This is a genomic window from Microbacterium sp. NPDC012755, assembly GCF_042901325.1.
GTDB classification, from domain to species: domain Bacteria; phylum Actinomycetota; class Actinomycetes; order Actinomycetales; family Microbacteriaceae; genus Microbacterium; species Microbacterium natoriense.
On record NZ_JBIBCT010000001.1, the window covers coordinates 410,432 to 429,800 of the forward strand.

Here is a 19,369-nt window from a genome sequence, read left to right on the forward strand (position 1 = left end):
CCGCGCCGCCCCGCGCACCCGCACGCGCCGTACGGAGACGACGGGATCAGCGACGCGAACGATCCAGGCCGAGAATCGGACCGGTGAGCGGAGCCGCGGTCTCCCCCGCGGGCCCTGGAGGCAGAGCCGGCAGCGCCGTGTCGCTCAGCCACGACTCGAACAGGCCGGCCAGCGGCATCCCGCTCACCGACTCGGCGAGCGCGACGAAGTCGGCCGTGACGGCGGTGGCGTAGGCGCGCGCCGAGGTCCACGCGCGCAGCACGCCGAAGAACGCCTCATCGCCGATCGTCAGCCGCAGCGCCTGCAGGGCGAGGGCGCCCCGCTTGTACACGCGGTCGTCGAACATCGCGTCGGCCCCGGGGTCGGCGAGCACGACATCCTGCTCCAGCTCGGCGAGGCGAGCGTGATGGGCGAGCGCCTTGGACTGCGCGCTCGGACCGCCCGACGCCTCCGACCAGATCCATTCGGCGTAGCAGGCGAAGCCCTCGTTGAGCCAGATGTCGCGCCAGCGGCGCAGACCCACGCTGTTGCCGAACCACTGGTGCGCGAGCTCGTGCGCGACGAGGCGCTCCAGCCCGTGCTCGCCGTCGATGTGGTTCGCGCCGAAGATCGCCATCGCCTGGGCTTCGAGGGGGATCTCCAGCTCGTCGGGGGTGACCACCACCGTGTACTCGCCGAAGGGATACGGTCCGAACGACCGCTCGAAGGTCGACATCATCGCCGCGAGGCCGTCGAAGTCCGCGTGCACGCGAGCCGCCAGCGCCCGGGGATAGAACAGCCGCCCCGCCACGTCGCCGAGCGGCATCCGCTCCTCGGTGTACTGGCCGATCTGCAGGGTCATCAGGTAGGTCGCGGTGGGCACGGGGATGTCGAACACCCACACGCCCCGACCTCGCGACACCGAGCGCGACGGCGGCACGGAGCCCACCACGGTGTACCCGGGGTCCGTCGTCACCCGCACCGCATAGGTCGCCTTGTCGTACGGCACGTCGTTGCAGGGGAACCAGGTGGCGGCGCCGGTCGGCTGCGAGGCGATCAGCAGCCCGTCTTCGAGCTCCTCCCACCCGAGGGCGCCCCATCGCGTGTGCCGCGGCTTCGGCGCACCGGCGTACTCGATCGTCGCCCGCACGACATCGCCGGCGGGCACCGTGCCGCCCAGCGCGACCTTGACCTTGCGATCGGTCTGGGTGAAGTTCGTCCGCGACTGCCCGTCGATGCGGACCTTCCTGACGCGCAGACCGACGAGGTCGAGCGCGAAGGCCGCGGTGTCCTGCTCGATGCGCACGTCGATCACCGCGGTGGCGGTGAGTCGATTCGTCGACAGCTTGTAGTCGAGATCGAGGTCGTAGTGCTCGACGCGGATGCGCGGGTCGCCGGAGTGCGGGGTGTAGGGGTCGACGTTCATCCGTCCGCCGCCTGGTAGGCGCGCACCGTCACGGCCCGCCACGGGCCGATCGGGTTGCCGCTCCAGCGACTCCCGACGGGTACCGTCTCGCCCCGCATGACGAGGGATGCCGGCCCTACGGTCGCGTCGGCGGCGATGGTCGCCGCGGGCAGCACGACCGAGTGCGGGCCGAGGGTGGCACCCGATTCGAGGGTGACCGTGTCGATGCTCATCACACGATCATGGAACAGATGGGTCTGAACCACACAACCGCGGTTCACCGTCGCCCCGTCGCCGAGGCTCACGAGGTCGGGCTCGGGGAGCCAGTAGCTGTCGGTCCAGACGCCGTGGCCGATCTTCGCGCCGAGGCTGCGCAGCCAGACGACGAGGGCTGGGGTCCCCGCTGCCGCGGTGGCGAACCAGGGCGCCGCGACCATCTCGGTGAAGGTGTCGGCGACCTCGGTGCGCCACACGAAGCTGGACCAGAGCGGATGCTCGCCCGCTCTGATCGGTCCGACGAAGATCCACTTCGCCGCGGTCGTGATGGCGGCCGCGAACGCTCCGGCCGCGAGCAGGACGGCGCCGGACAGCAGGATCGCGATCGGCAGCCCCCAGGTCTCGGTGATCCAGGCGAGGCCGAGCAGCACGGCGAGTCCGAGGCCGCACGTGATGAACACCGGGAGGATGCGGCCGAGCTCCCACAGGCCGCGCGCCCACCGCAGCGACTGCCGCGGGCGGTAGGTGCGCTCGAGGTCGGAGTCGTTCACGACGCGACGCAACCGCACGGCCGGCGATCCGAGCCAGGACGAGCCCGCCTTCGCCCGCTCCGGAGCGACGGAGAGCACGGCGATCAGGCCGTCTTTCGGCACGCGGTGACCGGCGGCGGCCAGCCCGGAGTTGCCGAGGAAGGCGCGCTTGCCGATGCGCGCCTTCGCGATGCGCATCCATCCGCCGTTGAGCTCGTAGGTGCCGACCATGGTGTCGTCGGCGAGGAAGGCGCCGTCGTCGATCACGGTCATGCGGGGGATCAGCAGCACCGTCGACGCCTCGACCTCCCGGCCGACCTTCGCGCCGAGCATCCGCAGCCAGATCGGGGTGAACAGGCTGGAGTAGATCGGGAAGAGGAGGGTGCGGGCGGAGTCGAGCAGGCGCTCGGTGGTCCAGGCCTGCCAGGCCACCCGTCCGCGCACGGGGTGCACGCCCTCGGTCAGACCGATCGAGAGCACCCGCACGATGAGCAGCACCGCCGCCGCGAAGACCAGACCGGTCACGAGCACGGCCGGCACGAGCCACAGCGCGAGCGGCCCGATCGCCGCGGCCAGCGATTCCGAGCCGCGGATGCCGGCTGCCAGCACGAGGCCGCCGACCGCGAAGGCGAGGAACGGCAGCAGCCCCAGCAGCGCGGAGGAGCCGCCGTATGCCCACAGCCAGCGGCGGCGCTTCGGGGGAGCCTCCGGAGCGAACGGCATGCTCTTGCCGCCTACCCGCGCTGCGGGTGAACCGGCCCAGCGCTGCCTGGCGCGCACCCGCCCGAACACCGCGGAGCCAGGGGCGATCTCGGCCCCGCGCCCGATCTTCGTGCCGGGTGCGAGCGTGCTGCGTGCACCCACGGTGGCGTCGGCGCCGATCCGGATCTCGCCGATGCGCACGGTGTCGCCGTCGATCCAGTAGCCGGCGAGGTCGACCTCCGGCTCGATGGCCGCGCCTTCGCCGATGTGCAGCATCCCCGTCACCGGGGGGAGCGAATGGAGGTCGACGCCCTTGCCGATGCGGGCGCCGAGAGCACGGGCGTAGAAGATCACCCAGGGGGCGCCCGCGAGCCCGACCGCATCGACCTGATGCGACACCTGCTCGGCGAGCCACAGCCGCAGATGCACGCCGCCGCCGCGGGGGTAGTCGCCGCCGCGCACCCCGGCCAGCAGGAGCCGGGCGACGAGGGCCGACAGTGCCATCCGTCCGAAGGGGGTCACGAACACGAGGAGGCCGAGGAGGATCGCCCACCCCGGTGCGGTGGGGAGGAAGTCGAACCCCGGCACGAGCTGCAGCAGCCAGCTCGCCGTCAGCAGCCAGGTGATCCAGCGAGCCCCGGAGAGCATGAACAGCGGGATGCCGAGCAGCGTCTGCACCCACTGCATGCGCCGCGGCGTGGGGGCCGCAGCGGTCGCCGTGCGGACCTCCTGGTCGGTGGCGACCTCGTCGACGGCATCCGCCATCTGCCGCAGCCGCGGCAGGTCGTACACGTCGGCCATCGTGAACTCGGGGGCGCGCGTGCGGATGCGCGAGACCAGCTGCGCCGCGGCGAGTGATCCGCCGCCGAGCTGGAAGAAGTCGGCGTTCTCCTCGGTCGGACGCATGCCGAGCACCGAGAACCACTGCTCGGCGAGCCACGCGGCCGTGCCGGACAGGGTCGAGTCCGCGGCATCCTGATCGACGAGAGGCCAGGGCAGAGCGGCCTTGTCCACCTTGCCCGAGGTGCGGACGGGCAGGTCGTCGACCACCGCGAGGAGCGGGATGAGCGGGGCGGGGAGGGCTTCGGCGAGCTGAGCGCGGGCGCGCTGCCGGTCGAAGCCCTCGGCGGGGACGACGTAGCCCACGAGCAGGGCGATGCCGGCATCCGTCCTGCGCACGGCGACCGCTGCCGCGGTGACATCGTCGATGGCTTGGAGCGCCGCCTCGACCTCGCCGAGCTCGATGCGGCGTCCGCCGATCTTGACCTGATCGTCGACGCGCCCCTGGAAGATCAGGCCCTCCGGGTCGGCGCGCACCATGTCGCCGGAGCGGTAGGCGCGGTCCCATCCGAGGGTGGGCATCGGAGCGTACTTCTCGGCATCCTTGGCCGGGTCGAGATAGCGGGCGAGGCCCACTCCCCCGATGATGAGCTCTCCGGCCTCGCCGTCGGCGACGAGCCGACCGTCGGCGTCGACGACCGCGAGCGCCCAGCCGTCGAGCGGCAGGCCGATGCGCACGGGGCCGTCGCCGTGCATGATCGTCGCACAGGCGACGACGGTCGCCTCCGTGGGGCCGTAGGTGTTCCACAGCTCGCGGCCGTCGCCGACCAGTCGGGCGACGAGCTCGGGCGGGCACGATTCGCCGCCGAAGATGAGCAGCCTCACGTTCTCGACCGTGTCCTGCGGCCACAGCGCCGCCAGCGTCGGGACCGTGGAGACCACGGTGATGCCGTGACCGATCAGCCAGGGACCGAGGTCCTCGCCGGAGCGCACCAGGGCTCGCGGCGCGGGCACCAGGCAGGCGCCGTGCCGCCACGCCAGCCACATCTCCTCGCACGAGGCGTCGAAGGCGACCGAGAGACCCGCGAGCACGCGATCGCCGGGGCCGAGGGGCGCGTCCTGCAGGAACAGCCGGGCTTCGGCGTCGACGAAGGCCGCGGCCGATCGGTGCGAGACGGCCACGCCCTTCGGAGTGCCGGTCGAGCCCGAGGTGAAGATGATCCACGCGTCGTCATCAGGGGTCGGCGGGGCGACGACCGGCACGGCGGAGGTGCTGGGGTGCGGGTCGGCTCCCTCGAACAGGCCGCTCTCCCCCGCCGCATCCGCCGGCATGAACACACCCCCGGCGCTGATCACGCCGCGCACCCGCGCCTCGCCGAACACGAGGTCGGCGCGCTCCTGCGGATCATCCGCGTCCACGGGCACATAGGCCGCGCCCGCCGCGAGGATCGACAGGATCGAGATGTACAGCGCACGCTCGCCCGACGGCATCCGCACGCCCACGCGGTCGCCGCGGCGCACACCCTGGTCGTGCAGACGCGCGGCCGTCACGTTGATGCGGGCGATGAGCTCGGCGTAGCTGATGGCGCCGGCCGCGTCTTCGATGGCGGAGGCATCGGGATGCCGGGCGGCGGTGTCGCGGAGGATGTCGATGAGCGTCCGGGGATCCGGCGCCTGGGCGGTGCGGTCGTAGCCCTGCTGCACGTCTGGCACTGTCGGTCTGTCGCTGTCTGCTGGCGCTGTCGGGTGGTCTCGCTCTCGCCCCGTCAGGAGGAGAGCAGCGCGATCAGCTGCGCCTTGGTCAGGCGCGAGTAGCCCGTGCGACCCGCCGCGCGGGCGCGGGCGCGCAGAGCCGTGACGGTGAGCGCATCGAGGTCGACGGATGCCGCGGCCTTCGGGGTCGCCCGCCGAGCGGGCGCGGGCGTGGGCGTGGCCGGAGCGTTCGTGGGGGCCTTGGCCGGGATCTTGGCCGGGGTCTTCACCGTCGCCTCGACCGCAGCCTTCTTCGCTGAGATCAGCCTCTTCTCGACCACATCCTTCTTCTCGACCACATCCTTCTTCTCGACCACATCCTTCTTCTCGACAACATCCTTCTTCTCGACAACATCCTTCTTCTCGACCGGCTTCTTCTCAACCGGCTTCTCCGCGGCCTTCTTCTCGGCGGGCTTCTCGACCGACTTCTTCTTCTCGGCGGGCTTCTTCTCGACCGACTTCTTCTTCTCGACCACTGCCGTCGCCGACGACGTCTTCTTCGCGATCTTCGCGGTCGCCTTCTCCAGGCGCGCGGTGGCCTCGACCGCGGCCTTCTCGACCTTGCGGGGCTTCTTCACGAGCTTCTTCTTGGACGGCTGCGCGGCATCCTTCGCCTCATCGACCAGTGCGCGCAGCTTCCTGCCGTCCTTCTTCGGGAGGGCCTTGCTCAGCTTCTTCGCGTCCTTCGCCGCGGCGGCGGCCGCATCGAGCGCCGCTTCTGCCGACTTCTGCGCCTTGGTCTTCTTGGCCATGGGGTCCTCACCATCCGATCGGGCGGCGCGGGGAGCCCGGGCCGCAGCGCGACACATGGTACTCGTGGCCGGTGAACAGCCGGAGAACTGCGGCGCCGAATGACAGCGATCACGCGGGAGGATGAGGCGGGAGGCGGCTCCTCCCCAGAAAGCCGCCACCCCGCTTCGTTTCTCGAGAGTCCCCAGTGTCGAGAAGCCTGACGAGCCGCGTGCGGGGGGCCTCGCGAACTCGTGACCTGGGTGACGATACTCCTCCGCAAGACTCAGGGAAAGAGGAAAAGCCTTCGAATTCGCTTGTTCCCTCAGGAAATCGATTCGAAGTCACTCAGAAAGCGGTTGCCCGACCTTCGGAATCCGCCGTTCGGTTGAACTCCTTTGACCTGCCGCGCGGATGTCGACCAGGATGTGGGTATGGGACGACTTGCACGCATCCGCTCACAGCTCGGGTCGGCGCAGGTATCGAGAACGTTCCTGAAGATCCATCGCTACTCCGATCCATGGGCGATCAGCGCTTTCGTCATCGATGTGGGAAAGAAGTGGGTGCTGCTCGCCCGGACGGCCGATGGCGGCTTCTTCGACGGATACGCGGCAGTGCGTGTGAGCGATATCCACAAGGTCGGCAGAGACAAGTCGTTCGAAGGCCTCTTCGCGCAGACACGGCCAGAGTGGCCCCCGACTCGCCTCCCTCACACGGAGAGGGTCGATCTCGATCGCACCCGGTCCCTCCTGCGCGACTTCCCCCAACCGGGGGCGCTCATGGGTATCGAATCGACGAAGAGATCGTCCGCCACCTGGATCGGCGTCGCCGATCAGATCGTCGACGACTGGTTCTACCTCCATGAGGTGAAGCCGAATGCCCGCTGGCACAGACGTCCGCGCGGCTACCGCATCCGGAAGATCGTGATGTTGTACTCGGACTCGCACTACCTGCGGGGGCTGGCGGCGATCGCCGGGGACCCGCCCGCCTACGACGCCACGCCCGCGTAGTTCGCTCTGCGCTCTGGAACAGCCACGGTTCCCGGATAGTACGGCGCGATCCCTCCGGATGCCGTAGAGGAGACGCGAACGCTCGGGGAGCACCAGGAGGCGGAACCCATATCGGTCGCGCTCAGTCCTTGCGCCCGCCGGGATGACGCAGCCAGAAGTAGAGCACTCCCAGCGGGATGAGCAGCCCGCCGATCCCGTAGACGAGGAACGGCACGAACCCGGCGGTGTGGTCGCCGAGCCAGCTGAAGTTCTGCCCGAAGAAGCCGGTGATGAACGTCAACGGCAGGAACACGGTGGCGAGCACGGTGAGGCGCTCCATCGTCGCGTTCTGCCGCACCCCGACGGCGGTCTGCTGGACCGTGATCACGGAGAGATTGGCCTCGAGGACGGTACCGAGCAGATCGCGCTGCGCCGCGACCTCCTCATTGATGAGGGTCAGATGATCGTGGACGTCGCGCAGATACGGCTGAAGCGCGGCCTGACGGGACGAGCGCTCGACGGAGGCCACCACTCCGAGCAGTGGATGCACCGCACGGTAGAAGTCGGTCGCCTCGCGGCGCAGCGAGTAGATCCGCTCCGTCGGCGCCGCGCTGCCGGAGAAGACGGTCGCCTCGATCTGGTCGATGTCGTGCTCGAGCCCCGCCACGACGGGGGCGTATCCGTCGACGACCTGGTCGAAGATCGCCCAGAGCACGGCATCCGTGCCCGCGGCGAGCAGGTCGGGCTGGAGTTCGAGACGCTGACGCGCACCGTGCAGCTCGCTCGCCACGCCCTGCCGCACAGTGATGACGAAGGTCGGCGCGACGAACACGCTGATCTCGCCGAACTCGACCTCCTCGGCCGCATCGTCGTAGCGCGCCGTGCGGACGATCACCAGCCGCGTGTCGTTCTCCGTGTACGTCTCGATCTTCGGACGCATGTGGAAGGTCTGCGTGTCTTCGATCGCCAGCTCGTGCAGGCCGAACGCCTCCCTCACCTCGGCGAGCTCGCCGGGTTCCGGCTCGAACAGACCCAACCACACGAAACCGTCCTGGTCTCCCAGCGCGGCGGCTTCCCGCACGCCCAGCGGTCCCTCGCCCTGACGCCGCCCGTGCAGGTAGCGGGCGCAGTCGACGATCATCGGGCACCCGCGAAGACAGGATCCGTCACGCGCTCGCACGTGTCCGTCATGAGCCGCTCCCTTTCAGCGGTCGCGGAGGTCGCGGCAGCGCGTTCGTCTCGGTCGTTGCTGACATTGTGCGCTTCTGCGGGGTTCTGCGCGAGCGCAGTCGCGTGAATCGCGCGGGAACAGTCGGTGTTCGACCTCAGTCGCGTCCGCGAAGCCGCGACGTGTGGCGCTCCTGCAGTGCCGTCGCGCGGGTGAGGAACCTCTCCACGGCATCGAGCTCGGCATCGGTGAAGTCACGGGTGACGGCATCCGTGCTCTCCTCGACCAGCGGACCGATCATCTCCCACGTGCGCCGGCGCGCGGCATCCGTGGCCTCGACGACGACCTTGCGCCGGTCATCCGGGTGCGGGGTGCGCTGAACGTATCCTGCTCGTTCCAGGCGGTCGAGCATCGTCGTCACGCTCCCCGTCGTGAGCCCCAATCGGTCGGCGATGATCCGCGGGGTGATCTCCTCCTGCGCGCCGATGAGCACTTCGAGGCAGCGCAGGTCCGTGCCGTTGACGCCGAGCAGCCGCGCCATCTGGCGGTCGAAGTCGTCGACGGCGGCCTGATACTTCTGCATGGCGGCGCCGACCCGTTGTTCCTTGACACTCAAACTACTTGACATTCAAGGCTTCCTTCGCTCATGATTGCTTGACGATCAAGATACCAAGGAGGAAGAGTCATGACCAAGGCGCTCATCATCGGTGGCGGCATCGCCGGCCCCACGCTCGCCGTCGCACTGCGGAGGATCGGCATGGAGGCGGAGGTGTTCGAGCAGCTCCCGCCGGATGCGGACCAGCGCGGGTCGTGGATCAACTTCCAGGCGAACGGCCTCGATGCGCTGCGCGCCGTCGGAATCGAGAGCTGGGTCGCCGAGATCGGCTACCCCGTCGACACGATCAGCTTCGTGAACGGACGAGGGCGCTCGCTCGGGCAGATGCCGATGGCCTTCCGCCGCCCCGACGGACTCACCTCGCTCATGATGCCCCGGGCGCGGCTGTTCGTCGCACTGGCCGAGGCTGCGCGTCACCACGGCATCCCCGTCCACCACGACAAGCGCCTGATCGACGCGCGCGACACGGGCGACGGCATCATCGCGCGCTTCGCGGACGGCACCGAGGCCACCGGCGACATCCTCATCGGAGCCGACGGCATCCACTCCACCGTGCGGCGCCTCATCGATCCCACGGCTCCCGCGCCTCGCTACGTGCCTGTGCTCAACACCGGCGGGTACATCCCGGACCTCACAGTGGATGCACCACCGCAGGACTTCCGGATGCAGTTCGGCACGAGGTGCTTCTTCGCCTGGATGAACACCCCCGACGGAGGAACGCTCTGGTTCGCGAACCCGCCGATGAAACACGAGCTCGCCCGCGGACAGCTGTCCGGGATGAGCGACGGGCAGTGGCGGACCTGGCTGCGCGAGCTGATGGACGGGGATGCCGGCCCGTCCTCCTCGATCATCGACGCGGCGCCGGGGCCGATCCAGGGCTGGGCGACCTACGACATGCCCGTGGTGAAGAGGTGGCACGACGGATCCCGCATGGCCATCATCGGCGACGCCGCTCACGCCACCTCTCCCGCAGCCGGCCAGGGCGCGTCCATGTCGCTGGAGGATGCCGTGATCCTCGCCCAGTGCCTGCGCGACTGCCCGACCACCGCATCGGCGTTCGCGACGTTCCAGTCGCTGCGTCAGACCCGCGTCGAGAAGATCGTCGAGATCGGGCACCGCTCATCGTCCGACAAGGCCGCAGGGCCGATCATGCGCGTGCTCCGCGACCTGATCCTCCCCGGGAAGTTCCGCGCCGCGGCGAAGGACGGCGGCGAGGCGATGATGTGGCTGCAGGGCCACCACATCGACTTCGACGAGCGGGTGGTGCCGGCGCCATGAATGCGTGAATTGCGAGCGTATCCTGCAATAATTCACGGTAAGTGGGACGCAACCGAGGGGATGACGGTGTGATCAATCGAGCGACGTGGGAACGACTCGACGCCACGGCCGAGGAGTACCGGCTCCTCGCCGCCCGGCACCCCCAGGCTCTCGTCGAGATCACGCTCGCCGAACTGGCCGAGTCGGTGCAGCAGTCGAACGCGATCGAGAACTCCACGCTCACGCTCGACGACACCGAGCGGATCCTCGCCGGGCTCATGCCCGTCGCACGCCGAGACCTCCGCGAGGTCTACGAGGCGAGGAACCTCGCCGCAGTGACCGAGGATCTCCTCCGTGGTGGTGAGCCGTTCACCTGTGCGCTGATGCTTCGATGGCATGGCATGCTGCTCGCAGGCATCCGAGACGACGTCGCCGGCCGCTTCCGACGAGACGATGAATGGGTGCGGGTCGGTGGCCACCTGGGAGCGAACCCCGCCTTCGTACCCCAGTTGGTCGACGACGCCGTGACCCGGTACGAGACCGACGAATCGATGTCTCCTCTCGAGAGGATCGCCTGGTTCCACTGCGAGTTCGAGATCATCCATCCCTTCGTTGACGGCAACGGACGAATCGGACGCGTGCTGATCAACAAGCAGCTCCAGGACATCGGCCTGCCTCCGGTCATCGTTCGTGCACGCAACCGTCATCTCGACTACTACCCCCAGCTCGAGGAGTACTCGAGGAAGGACTCCTCCGAGGGCATGACCCGGCTGCTCGTCCTGCTCGTGCTCGAATCACTGCACAAGCGCATCGCGCTGATCTCGAGCCCCCGGTTCATCCCGCTCGCCGACTGGGCGAGGGCAGCGGGGATCACCGGAGCTTCGGCGACGAACAAGGCGCGGAGGCAGACGATCCCCGCTTTCCGTGTGCGAGATCGCTGGATGATCGCCGAGGACTTCGCGTGAGACACCTCAGTCCGAACACCCTTGCTGACGTCAGAGGATTCGGACGTTCTTCGCGAGAGTCTTGAATCGCAGGCCGTCGGGCTGCACCACCGTGATGGTGACGGCACCCGTCCTGCTGGTGTTGACGTCCTCCACGACACCCGCCTTGCCTCGATGCGTGCCGGACACGACCTCGCACCGGTCACCGCTCCCGACCTGTCCCTCGTCTGTCATGGCTCAAGTGTGCCAGGCGGTTTCCACCGGCGTGGCACCGGCGATGCGCGCTCAACTGACGAGCAGAGTTCGGGCGGGGAGCACATCATCGAGAGCCTGCATCCGCGTCACTCCGTGATCTGAGGCTGAGACAGCGAGCGGGCGAACGCGGCGATGTCATCGGCGAGTAGGGCCGGCTCCTCGTGCGGTGCGAAGTGGCCACCCCGCGGCATCTGCGTGTATCGCACGAGGTCGTAGGTACGCTCGATCCACCGTCGAGGCGGCGAGGCGATGTCGTGCGGGAAGAGAGCGACGGCGGTCGGCACCCGCACCCGCTCGACGCGCGACGTCAACCCCGACGCATGCTCGTAGTAGGCCCGGAACGACGTGCCGATCGAGTTGGTGAACCAGTACACCGACGCGAGCGTCAGCAGGTAGTCGTCGCCGAACCGGGAGGAGACATCGCCATCGCAGTCGCTCCACGCGCGATGCTTCTCCAGGATCCACGACAGCAGTCCGGCCGGAGAGTCCGACACCGCCGGTGCCAGCGTCAGCGGGCGGGTCTGCTGCTGATGCTGATATCCGCCCTCGGTCCTCAGCCACTCCTGCACCCGTTCGAGATGGGCCTCCTCTTCAGGCGTGATCGTCTCCTCATCGATGTGCGCCGGAGGGGCCACCGCCAGCAAATGGATGCCGACCACCTCGTCGGGATACGCCTGCGCGAGTCGAGAGGTGATCCCCGCCCCGAGATCGCCGCCGTGGGCGAGGTAGCGGGGAAAGCCGAGATGCCGCGTCATCAGCGCGTGCCAGAGTTCGTGCGTCTGCTCGCCGAGCCTGGGACGTTGCGGCGAGAACGGCAGACCGGGAAGCGCCGGCACGATCACGGGGGCGGCGTCTGCAGAGTCTCCCCCGAAGAGAGACGGCGTCGCCAGGCGTCGCGCGACGTCGACGAGCTCGAGCGCCGTGCTCGGCCAACCGTTCGTGAGCAGCACGGGGACGCCGGAACCTCCCGGCTCGGGATCGAAGTGAAGGTACGCGACGGACGCGCCGTCGATGTCTGCACGTCGCCAGTGCAGCGCGTCGATGCGCTGTTGCTGAACATGCCAGTCGAAGCCGTTCAGCCATACGTCGACGAGCCGGCGGAGCTCATCCTGATCGGTGCCCGCATCCCAGCCCTGCACAGGCCACGGCTCCGGCCAGCGCGTCGCGCGAAGCCGTCGGCGCAGGTCATCGAGATCGTTCTCACTGACCTCTAGGGCTGACATTCCGGGCATGGGAGACCTCTTCTGAGACGGCGGCGGTGCAGTCCCGACGCTACCGCGGCGCACCGACACCGGGGGCACCCTCGGGTGGTGCCCTCCCAATCCCGCAGCGTTCGGAAAATGAAGAAAGACCCCCACTTCGTGGAGGTCTTTCTTCGTTGGCGGTGACGGTGGGATTTGAACCCACGGTAGGGGGTTACCCTACACAACTTTTCGAGAGTTGCACCTTCGGCCGCTCGGACACGTCACCGCGGACTAGCTTACGCGAGACGCCGCCCGGGCGCGAATCGAGCGGTCGGGCGCCCGTCGACTTCTCGTGCTCTCGCCGAGTGCACGGGACGTTCGCGGCAACGAGCCGTGCACTCGGCGACTTCACGTGAAGTCGACACGGCACCGCCCGGCACGACGCGACACGGCACGACGCGACGCGACCCGGCTCACCAGGTGGCGGCGAGCTCCGCGTGGGTGCGCAGGATGTCCTCGGTCGTTCCTGCGGGGGCGCGGCCGATGCCGCACTCCGTCGCCACGCCGAACCCGGGAGCGAAGCGCTGCGCGGCGGCAATGCGCCGGGAGGCTCCGTCGACGCCGTCCTCGCGGTGCACGAGCCCGAGGTACAGCTCGCCGTCGTACGACAGGCCGGCGAGCGGTGCGAAGTACGCCTCGTCGTCACGCTCGATCGGCACGGGCAGGTGCAGCCAGGTCAGATCCCGCGCGGATGCCGCGGTCACGGCGTTCGCGTAGCGCACGAGGTTCGCGGCATCCGTCGGCTCCACGAAGTGCTTCTCCCCCGCGTCGCCGTAGCAGAGGTGCACGCCGACCTCGACGTCGGCGGGCACGGCATCCACCAGCGCAGCCAGTCGCGACACGACACCGGCGAAGGCGTCACCCTCCCACCACGCCTCCATGACCTTGCCGTAGCCGGCCGCGCGCTCGATGATGCCCATCTCGCTCGCGACGTCCCACTGGATCGCCAGGTCGTCGTGCGGGATCGCCGCGAGGATCTCGTCGACCTCGCCCAGGATCGCCGCCGTGTACACGGGCTCGATCGCCGCCCGGTCGTCGCCGGAGAAGAACGAGGAGATCACCGCGAGCGGGGTCGGCAGCGACACCTGGAACCGGGCCCCCTCGGCGAGCTCCCCCGCCGCGCGGAGACGAGAGAACACCACGTAGGAGTCGATCGCCGCAGACGCGTAGCCGAGGGCGGGCAGGCGGATGCCGGCCGCATCCGTCCCCTGGGCGATCCGCAGCGGCCTGGCGTCGATCCCTGCACGGAACGGGATCGGCTCGTCGCCGACCCGCTCGATGCCCTCGGCCTGGCCGAGCACGTCGGGCTGGAACATGATCCAGTGGAACCTCGTGCCGACCTCCCCGTCGGGCAGACGGCGCAGCCGCCGTCCGAGGATCGCGGATGCCGTGCGCATCGTGGTCTCGGCATCGTCGTAGTTCACGCTGCCCACGAGGTGGGCGCCCTGCGGCTGAGTCATTTTTCCAGGCTATCGGCGCCTGCGAGCGACGGATGCCGCGAGTTAGGATTGCCTAAGCGAGAACCGAGGAGGACGCGGCATGGGCTACATCACGTCTGAGGCACTGGCCGAGACCGGCTACGTCGTGCTCGACGACCACGACCAGTCGTCCGACCCCGCCGAGTGGCTCGATCTCGAGTACGTGCCGTGGCGCTCGTCGGGGATCACGCGCTTCGCCCCGCTCGCGAGCTTCGCCGGCGACGTCGAGTGCAACGGTTTCTGGAACCACACCCCTCCGCGCCCCGACAAGGACGGGGTGTGGGTCGCCTCGCAGGTCGCCCTCGCCCCCGTGCTGCACCGCCGCGCCATCGAGCCCGGCGCCGGCGTCGGACGATGCCGCGTGATCGAGCTGCAGCCCAACGAGTACGCCGACGCGATCTACAACCTCCATCAGGACGACAACAACCGTCTCAACGACGAGGGCACCGGCTGGGTGGTCCGCGGCTTCTTCAACCTCTCTGACGACGCCGACTCCCTGCTCATCCTGCGCTCCGACCGCTTCGACCCCGCCACCGAGATCCGCCTGCCGCTCCGCGAGGGCTCCCGGATCATCGTCGACACCCAGCGCTTCTGGCATGCGGTGTGGCACCGCGGCGTCGCCCCGCGCTTCGCCCTGATCACGTCGTGGACCTCGGGCCCAGAGCTCGACGCCTACATCGCGGCGAACCACGGCGACCCGCATCCGCCGACCGTCGACCTGGATGCGTCGGTCGTGGAGGAGGCGCAGGTCGAGCTGCACCGCCGCATCGAGGAGCGCCGCCGCGCCTTCGAGGCGATGGGCGTCGTCATGGAGCCCCGCGCCGACCTCGCCCCCTGACCCGTCCCGCGTCTTCTGTCACGCTTCGTGCGGCCTCAGACCGTGCGGCCGCCCTCGAGCCGGACGACGCGGTCCACCGTGCCCGCCGGCGGGGCGACGTGCGAGATGAGCAGCACCGACTGCTCCCCCGCGGCGCGCAGCAGATCTCGCAGCAGCGCATCGGATGCCGCGGGGTCCACACCAGCGGTCGGCTCGTCCAGCACGAGCACCGGGAAGCCCCGGAGCAGCGCCCGCGCGAGTGCGATCCGCTGGGCCTGACCGCCGGACACCAGCGCACCGCGGTCCCCGACCCGAGCGTCGAGCCCTCCGCGCTCGGCCACCCACGCTCCGAGACCGACCCTGTCGAGGACGTCGAGCAGCTCGGCATCCGTCGCCGTGTCCCTCGCGAACAGCAGGTTCTGCCTGAGGTCTTCGTCGAACAGCTGCGGGCTCTGCTCGCACAGGCCGATGGTCCGGCGCAGCGCCGGACCCGAGAGCGACGAGGCGTCCATACCGTCCAGGGCATACTCGCCCTCGACGCGGAGGAAGCCGACGAGCACGGCGGCCAGAGAGCTCTTGCCCGCACCGCTCGGGCCCGAGACGAGCACCCGCTCCCCCGGGGCGAGATCGAGGTCGACCCCCGCGAGCGCGACGGCCCCGCCCGGCCAGTGCGCGCGAGCTCCGCGGAGCCTCAGCGTCGGCACCCCGCCGAAGTCGGCATCCGCTCCGTCATCCGAGCGGAGCTCTCGCGGCGCCTCATCCGGGAGGACATCGGCGATGCGCTGGGCGCTCGCCCTGACGCTCCGCCACGACGACGCGGCGATCGGCACGGCCCCGAAGATCTCGAACACCACCATCGGCACCAGCACGACGACGGCCAGCCACGGCCCGTCGATCGCCCCGGAGAGGATGCCGGGAGCCGCGACCGCCAGCGCCCACGCGGATGCCGCTCCGGCCGCGACCGACACCACGCCGGCCGCGATCGCCTGAGCGAGGGACGCACGGCCGACCGCACGGCGCAGGGCCCGATCGGCATCCGCGATGCGCCCGCGTGCCTGCTCCTCCGCGCCGTAGGCGATCAGCACGTCGAGGCCGCCGAAGTAGTCGACCAGGGCGGCCGACAGATCCGCTCGACGCGACGACAGCGACGCCTCCGCACGCGAGCCGAACAGCCATCCGAGCCCCACGGCGGCGCCCGCCGCGATCAGCAGGCACGCGGCGAGCGCGAGCGCGGCGGGCGGCGAGATGATCGCCACAACCCCGACGGCGCCGACCGCGACCACCCCGGCGACCGCCAACGGCTGGACCACGCGCAGCGGGAGATTCTGCAGGTTCTCGACGTCGTCGACCAGCGCGGAGAGCACCCGGCCGTGATCGGTGCCGCCGAGGCCAGCGGGCGACAACGGGATCAATCGCCGCACCAGATCCGAACGGGTGCGGGCGAGCTGGCGGAGGGCCGCATCGTGCCCGGTCAGACGTTCGAGGTAGCGCGTCACCGCGCGGGAGACCGCGAAGAAGCGCACGCCGACCACCGCGATCGACAGCGGCACCAGAGAGTCCACGATCGAGGCGCTGACGATCAGCCAGCCGCTCACCGCGAGCAGGCTCACCGCGGCGGCCGCCGACAGCACGCCCCAGACGAGGCCGGGGAGGAAGCGGAGGAACGGCGGCTGGGCCCGCCGCAGGATCGCGGACACGGAGGCGCCGGTCATGCGTCCACCCCCAGGTCGACGACGCGGTCGGCGATGTCGCGGGCCGATCGACGGTGCGAGACGAGCAGGATCGTCGCCCCGGCATCCGCGCGCTCGCGCAGGCTCGTCCACAGCCGTGCCTCCGTGTCGGGGTCGAGGGCGCTGGAGGGCTCGTCGAGCGCGAGGACCCGGTGGGCGCCGCGCGCGTGCCGATACAGAGCCCTGGCCACGGCCACCCGCTGCGCCTGCCCTCCGGAGAGCCCGCTGCCCTGCACGCCGAGCTCCCGGTCGGGGTCGAGCGCTCCGGCGCAGGCCGCGGCGAGGGCGGAGCGGATGCCGTCGGCATCCGGCTCCCGATCGCCGAGGGCCACGTTCGCGGCGATGGTCCCGCGGCTCAGCTGCGGCCGCTGCCCCGACCAGGCGAGCCAGTCGGCGGGGCTCAGGTGACGGACGTCCGCGCCCCCGAACGCCGCAGAGCCGTCGAACGGGACCGCTCCGCGGAGCGCCGCGAGCAGGCTCGACTTGCCCGCTCCGCTCGGCCCCTCGATGAGCGTGATGGTTCCGGGCTCTGCGGTGAAGGAGACGGGCGCGAGATCGCGCACGCGCAGGTCCTCGACGACGAGGTGCGCGGGCGCGGCGGTCCGTAACTCCTCAAAAACGGCCCGTTCGCCGCTCTCCAGGCCGTCTCCGCGTCGATCCAGCCAGGTTTGTGAGGAGTTGTGAACCGGGCGAGGGCCTCCCCCCGCATGCGCTCCCGGTTCTCCGGAGTTCTGGCGCGCCCCCACCGCAGCACCGGCGACCGACGCACCGGCTGTCGCGGCACCGGCTCCCGCAGCACCGGCTCCCGCAGCACCGGCCGCGTCGAGCACCTCGAACACGTCCTCCGTGGCGGCGACGCCCTCGGCCGCGGCGTGGAACTGCACGCCGACCTGACGGATCGGCAGGAACGCCTCGGGCGCGAGGAGCAGCACGAACAGTCCGACCTCGAGCGACAGGTCGCCCGCGAGCAGCCGGAACCCGATCGACACCGCGATCAGGGCCACGGCCAGCGACGCGAGCAGCTCCATCGCGAAACCCGAGAGGAAGGAGAACCGCAGCACCTTCATGGTCTCGCGGCGGTAGTCGTCTGCCGTCGCCTCGATGCGGTCGGCCGCACGCCGGTCGCGTCCGAACAGCCGCAGCGTCGACAGCCCCTGCACGGTGTCGGCGAACCGCACGGCGAGGGTCTGGAGCGTCTGCCACTGGCGGCGCTGCACGGTGCGCGTCGCCATGCCGATGAGCACGAGGAACAGCGGGATCAGCGGGAGCGTGATGATCGCGGTGAGGCCGCTGAGCCAGTCCTGCCACCACATGACGGCGACGAGCACCGGGGTCGCGATCACCGTCAGCACGAGCTGCGGGATGTACCGCGCGAAGTACGCGTCCAGAGCCTCGAGCCCGTGCCCCGCGGTGACCGCGAGAGAGGCGCGGTTGCGCTGTGCGAGCCACCCGGGTCCGAGCCGCCCGACCGCGGAGATCAGCGCGGCCCGCAGCTGCGCACCCGTCGCCGCCGCGGCGCGCGTGCCCGCGGCGTCCGACGCGGCGATCAGCAGTCCGCGGATGCCGGCGAGCCCGAGCAGCCACAGGATCGACGCCGTCACGTCGCGCCCCGCGACGGCGCCGGTGACGGCATCCGTCAGCATCCACGCGAACGCGACCGTGACCGCCGTCTGCGCCACGCCGATCAGCGCGGATGCCGCGACGAACACCCGTGCGGCACTCGCGTACCGCAGCAGACGGGGGTCGAGGGGCTTCACGCGTGCGCCGGAGCCGCCTCGATGTGACTGCGCCGGACGCGCTTGCGGAACACCCAGTACGTCCAGCCCTGGTAGAGCAGCACGAGCGGCATCGCGACCAGTGCGGTCCAGCTCATGATCTGCAGCGTGTACGGAGTGCTCGACGCGTTCTCGATCGTGAGGCTGTACGCCGGGTCGATGGTCGACGGCATCACGTACGGGAACAGCGCGCCGAACAGCATCACGACCGCACCGGCCACGGTCACCGCGGCGGCAGCGAACGCCCAGCCGTCGCGTCCGCGGAGCGAGAAGGCGACCGCTCCGATGAGAGCGACCGCGGCGAGAGCGCCGCATCCGATCACCATCCACAGCAGCGGCGCCTCTCGCCCCGCCGCCATGACGATCGTCCAGACGACCGTGCCGGCCGCGGCGAGGATCGTGGGCACCGCCGCGAGGCGGACCAGACGACGCGCGTCCTCGTGCACCTGCGCGTCGGTCTTCAGGGCGACGAACAGCACGCCGTGCAGGAAGAACAGCAGCAGCGTGGTCACGCCGACGAGCAGCGCGTACGGGTTCAGCAGCGACAGCAGCCCGCCGACGAAGATGTGGTTCTCATCGAGGGCGACGCCCTGCACGATGTTGCCGAAGGCCACGCCCCACAGGAGCGCGGGGACGACGGAGCCGATCACGATCATCCGGTCGAAGCCGCGCTTCCACTTCAGCGAGTCGCGCTGGTGCCGGTACTCGAACGAGACGCCGCGGAGGATGAGCGCGAGCAGGATCAGCAGGAGCGGGAGGTAGAAGCCGCTGAACAGCGTCGCGTACCACTCGGGGAACGAGGCGAACAGGCAGGCGCCGGCGACGATGACCCAGGTCTCGTTGAGATCCCACACGGGGCCGATGGTGTTGATCACCTGACGGCGGGAGACGTCGTCCTTGCCGAGGAACGGCAGCGACATACCCACGCCGAAGTCGAATCCGTCGAGCACGAAGTAGCCGACGAAGAAGAAGGCGACGATCCAGAACCAGAGGTATTCCACGG

The 19,369-nt window shown here is 70.1% G+C and carries 15 protein-coding genes and 1 tRNA gene; 4 read left to right on the forward strand and 12 right to left on the reverse strand.

The annotated features are described in order from the left end of the window. Positions 1–46: 46 nt before the first annotated feature. Genes ACFY5A_RS02095 through ACFY5A_RS02105 form a run of 3 tightly spaced genes read right to left on the reverse strand, consistent with a single transcriptional unit; the run spans position 47 to position 6,116 of the window. Positions 47–1,405, reverse strand: a complete 1,359-nt coding sequence (locus tag ACFY5A_RS02095) for a M1 family metallopeptidase (protein WP_341941305.1) — start codon at positions 1,403–1,405, stop codon at positions 47–49. Continuing rightward, a complete protein-coding gene (locus ACFY5A_RS02100) occupies positions 1,402–5,325 on the reverse strand; it encodes a Pls/PosA family non-ribosomal peptide synthetase (RefSeq protein ID WP_387231508.1) in 3,924 nt (1,307 codons plus the stop codon). The genes ACFY5A_RS02095 and ACFY5A_RS02100 overlap by 4 nt, the downstream gene beginning before the upstream one ends. A gap of 53 nt (positions 5,326–5,378) precedes the next feature. Next, positions 5,379–6,116, reverse strand: a complete 738-nt coding sequence (locus ACFY5A_RS02105) for a hypothetical protein (RefSeq protein WP_387231510.1) — start codon at positions 6,114–6,116, stop codon at positions 5,379–5,381. 411 nt (positions 6,117–6,527) lie between these two features. Between ACFY5A_RS02105 and ACFY5A_RS02110 the strand changes: the two genes are divergently transcribed. Beyond that, the gene (locus ACFY5A_RS02110) at positions 6,528–7,103 is read left to right on the forward strand and encodes a hypothetical protein (RefSeq protein WP_341941302.1); all 576 of its coding nucleotides are present in this window, start codon (positions 6,528–6,530) and stop codon (positions 7,101–7,103) included. Between the two features lie 121 nt (positions 7,104–7,224). Here ACFY5A_RS02110 and ACFY5A_RS02115 read toward each other — a convergent pair whose 3' ends face one another. Together ACFY5A_RS02115 and ACFY5A_RS02120 are read right to left on the reverse strand one after the other, a co-directional pair. Continuing rightward, entirely contained in the window at positions 7,225–8,223 is a 999-nt protein-coding gene (locus ACFY5A_RS02115) for a magnesium and cobalt transport protein CorA (protein ID WP_386950867.1), read from the reverse strand. Positions 8,224–8,407: 184 nt separating this feature from the next. Further along, positions 8,408–8,833: a MarR family winged helix-turn-helix transcriptional regulator gene (locus ACFY5A_RS02120; RefSeq protein ID WP_219844582.1), complete on the reverse strand. Its 426-nt coding sequence runs from the start codon at positions 8,831–8,833 to the stop codon at positions 8,408–8,410. Between the two features lie 102 nt (positions 8,834–8,935). Here ACFY5A_RS02120 and ACFY5A_RS02125 point away from each other — a divergent pair, with 102 nt between their 5' ends. Further along, positions 8,936–10,144 (forward strand): FAD-dependent oxidoreductase, encoded by a 1,209-nt coding sequence (locus ACFY5A_RS02125; RefSeq protein WP_387231513.1) that lies wholly within the window; start codon positions 8,936–8,938, stop codon positions 10,142–10,144. A gap of 68 nt (positions 10,145–10,212) precedes the next feature. Further along, positions 10,213–11,088, forward strand: coding sequence for a Fic family protein (locus ACFY5A_RS02130; RefSeq protein ID WP_387231515.1), 876 nt, complete (start codon positions 10,213–10,215; stop codon positions 11,086–11,088). 30 nt (positions 11,089–11,118) lie between these two features. Here ACFY5A_RS02130 and ACFY5A_RS02135 read toward each other — a convergent pair whose 3' ends face one another. From ACFY5A_RS02135 to ACFY5A_RS02150, 4 genes are all read right to left on the reverse strand, one after another. Then, on the reverse strand, positions 11,119–11,301 hold the full coding sequence (locus ACFY5A_RS02135; protein WP_386950857.1) for a KOW motif-containing protein: 183 nt from the start codon (positions 11,299–11,301) through the stop codon (positions 11,119–11,121). A gap of 107 nt (positions 11,302–11,408) precedes the next feature. Continuing rightward, complete coding sequence (locus ACFY5A_RS02140; RefSeq protein WP_387231517.1) at positions 11,409–12,545, reverse strand: epoxide hydrolase family protein; 1,137 nt, start codon at positions 12,543–12,545, stop codon at positions 11,409–11,411. A gap of 156 nt (positions 12,546–12,701) precedes the next feature. Continuing rightward, a tRNA-Ser gene (locus ACFY5A_RS02145) sits at positions 12,702–12,792 on the reverse strand. A 187-nt stretch (positions 12,793–12,979) separates the two neighbouring features. After that, the gene (locus tag ACFY5A_RS02150) at positions 12,980–14,026 is read right to left on the reverse strand and encodes a hypothetical protein (RefSeq protein WP_387231519.1); all 1,047 of its coding nucleotides are present in this window, start codon (positions 14,024–14,026) and stop codon (positions 12,980–12,982) included. Positions 14,027–14,105: 79 nt separating this feature from the next. Between ACFY5A_RS02150 and ACFY5A_RS02155 the strand changes: the two genes are divergently transcribed. Then, positions 14,106–14,882: a hypothetical protein gene (locus ACFY5A_RS02155; RefSeq protein ID WP_223585880.1), complete on the forward strand. Its 777-nt coding sequence runs from the start codon at positions 14,106–14,108 to the stop codon at positions 14,880–14,882. 35 nt (positions 14,883–14,917) lie between these two features. On the opposite strand, the gene cydC is transcribed toward ACFY5A_RS02155, so the two are convergent. From cydC to cydB, 3 genes are read right to left on the reverse strand one after another with little or no spacing between them, the layout of a single operon-like run. Then, positions 14,918–16,573: a thiol reductant ABC exporter subunit CydC gene (gene cydC, locus ACFY5A_RS02160; protein WP_387231521.1), complete on the reverse strand. Its 1,656-nt coding sequence runs from the start codon at positions 16,571–16,573 to the stop codon at positions 14,918–14,920. Continuing rightward, positions 16,570–18,348, reverse strand: a complete 1,779-nt coding sequence (gene cydD / locus ACFY5A_RS02165; protein ID WP_387231523.1) for a thiol reductant ABC exporter subunit CydD — start codon at positions 18,346–18,348, stop codon at positions 16,570–16,572. Before cydD ends, cydC begins: the two co-directional genes overlap by 4 nt. Next, positions 18,345–19,367, reverse strand: a complete 1,023-nt coding sequence (gene cydB / locus ACFY5A_RS02170; RefSeq protein ID WP_387231525.1) for a cytochrome d ubiquinol oxidase subunit II — start codon at positions 19,365–19,367, stop codon at positions 18,345–18,347. The genes cydD and cydB overlap by 4 nt, the downstream gene beginning before the upstream one ends. Positions 19,368–19,369: the final 2 nt, after the last annotated feature.

Excerpts from the sequence above, each read along its gene's own strand:
- ACFY5A_RS02125 (WP_387231513.1), top strand. The coding sequence starts at position 8,936 with ATGACCAAGGCGCTCATCATCGGTGGCGGCATCGCCGGCCCCACGCTC.
- ACFY5A_RS02095 (WP_341941305.1), bottom strand. The coding sequence starts at position 1,405 with ATGAACGTCGACCCCTACACCCCGCACTCCGGCGACCCGCGCATCCGC.
- ACFY5A_RS02110 (WP_341941302.1), top strand. The coding sequence starts at position 6,528 with ATGGGACGACTTGCACGCATCCGCTCACAGCTCGGGTCGGCGCAGGTA.
- ACFY5A_RS02135 (WP_386950857.1), bottom strand. The coding sequence starts at position 11,301 with ATGACAGACGAGGGACAGGTCGGGAGCGGTGACCGGTGCGAGGTCGTG.
- ACFY5A_RS02115 (WP_386950867.1), bottom strand. The coding sequence starts at position 8,223 with ATGATCGTCGACTGCGCCCGCTACCTGCACGGGCGGCGTCAGGGCGAG.
- ACFY5A_RS02155 (WP_223585880.1), top strand. The coding sequence starts at position 14,106 with ATGGGCTACATCACGTCTGAGGCACTGGCCGAGACCGGCTACGTCGTG.
- ACFY5A_RS02105 (WP_387231510.1), bottom strand. The coding sequence starts at position 6,116 with ATGGCCAAGAAGACCAAGGCGCAGAAGTCGGCAGAAGCGGCGCTCGAT.
- ACFY5A_RS02120 (WP_219844582.1), bottom strand. The coding sequence starts at position 8,833 with ATGCAGAAGTATCAGGCCGCCGTCGACGACTTCGACCGCCAGATGGCG.
- ACFY5A_RS02140 (WP_387231517.1), bottom strand. The coding sequence starts at position 12,545 with ATGTCAGCCCTAGAGGTCAGTGAGAACGATCTCGATGACCTGCGCCGA.
- ACFY5A_RS02150 (WP_387231519.1), bottom strand. The coding sequence starts at position 14,026 with ATGACTCAGCCGCAGGGCGCCCACCTCGTGGGCAGCGTGAACTACGAC.
- cydC (WP_387231521.1), bottom strand. The coding sequence starts at position 16,573 with ATGACCGGCGCCTCCGTGTCCGCGATCCTGCGGCGGGCCCAGCCGCCG.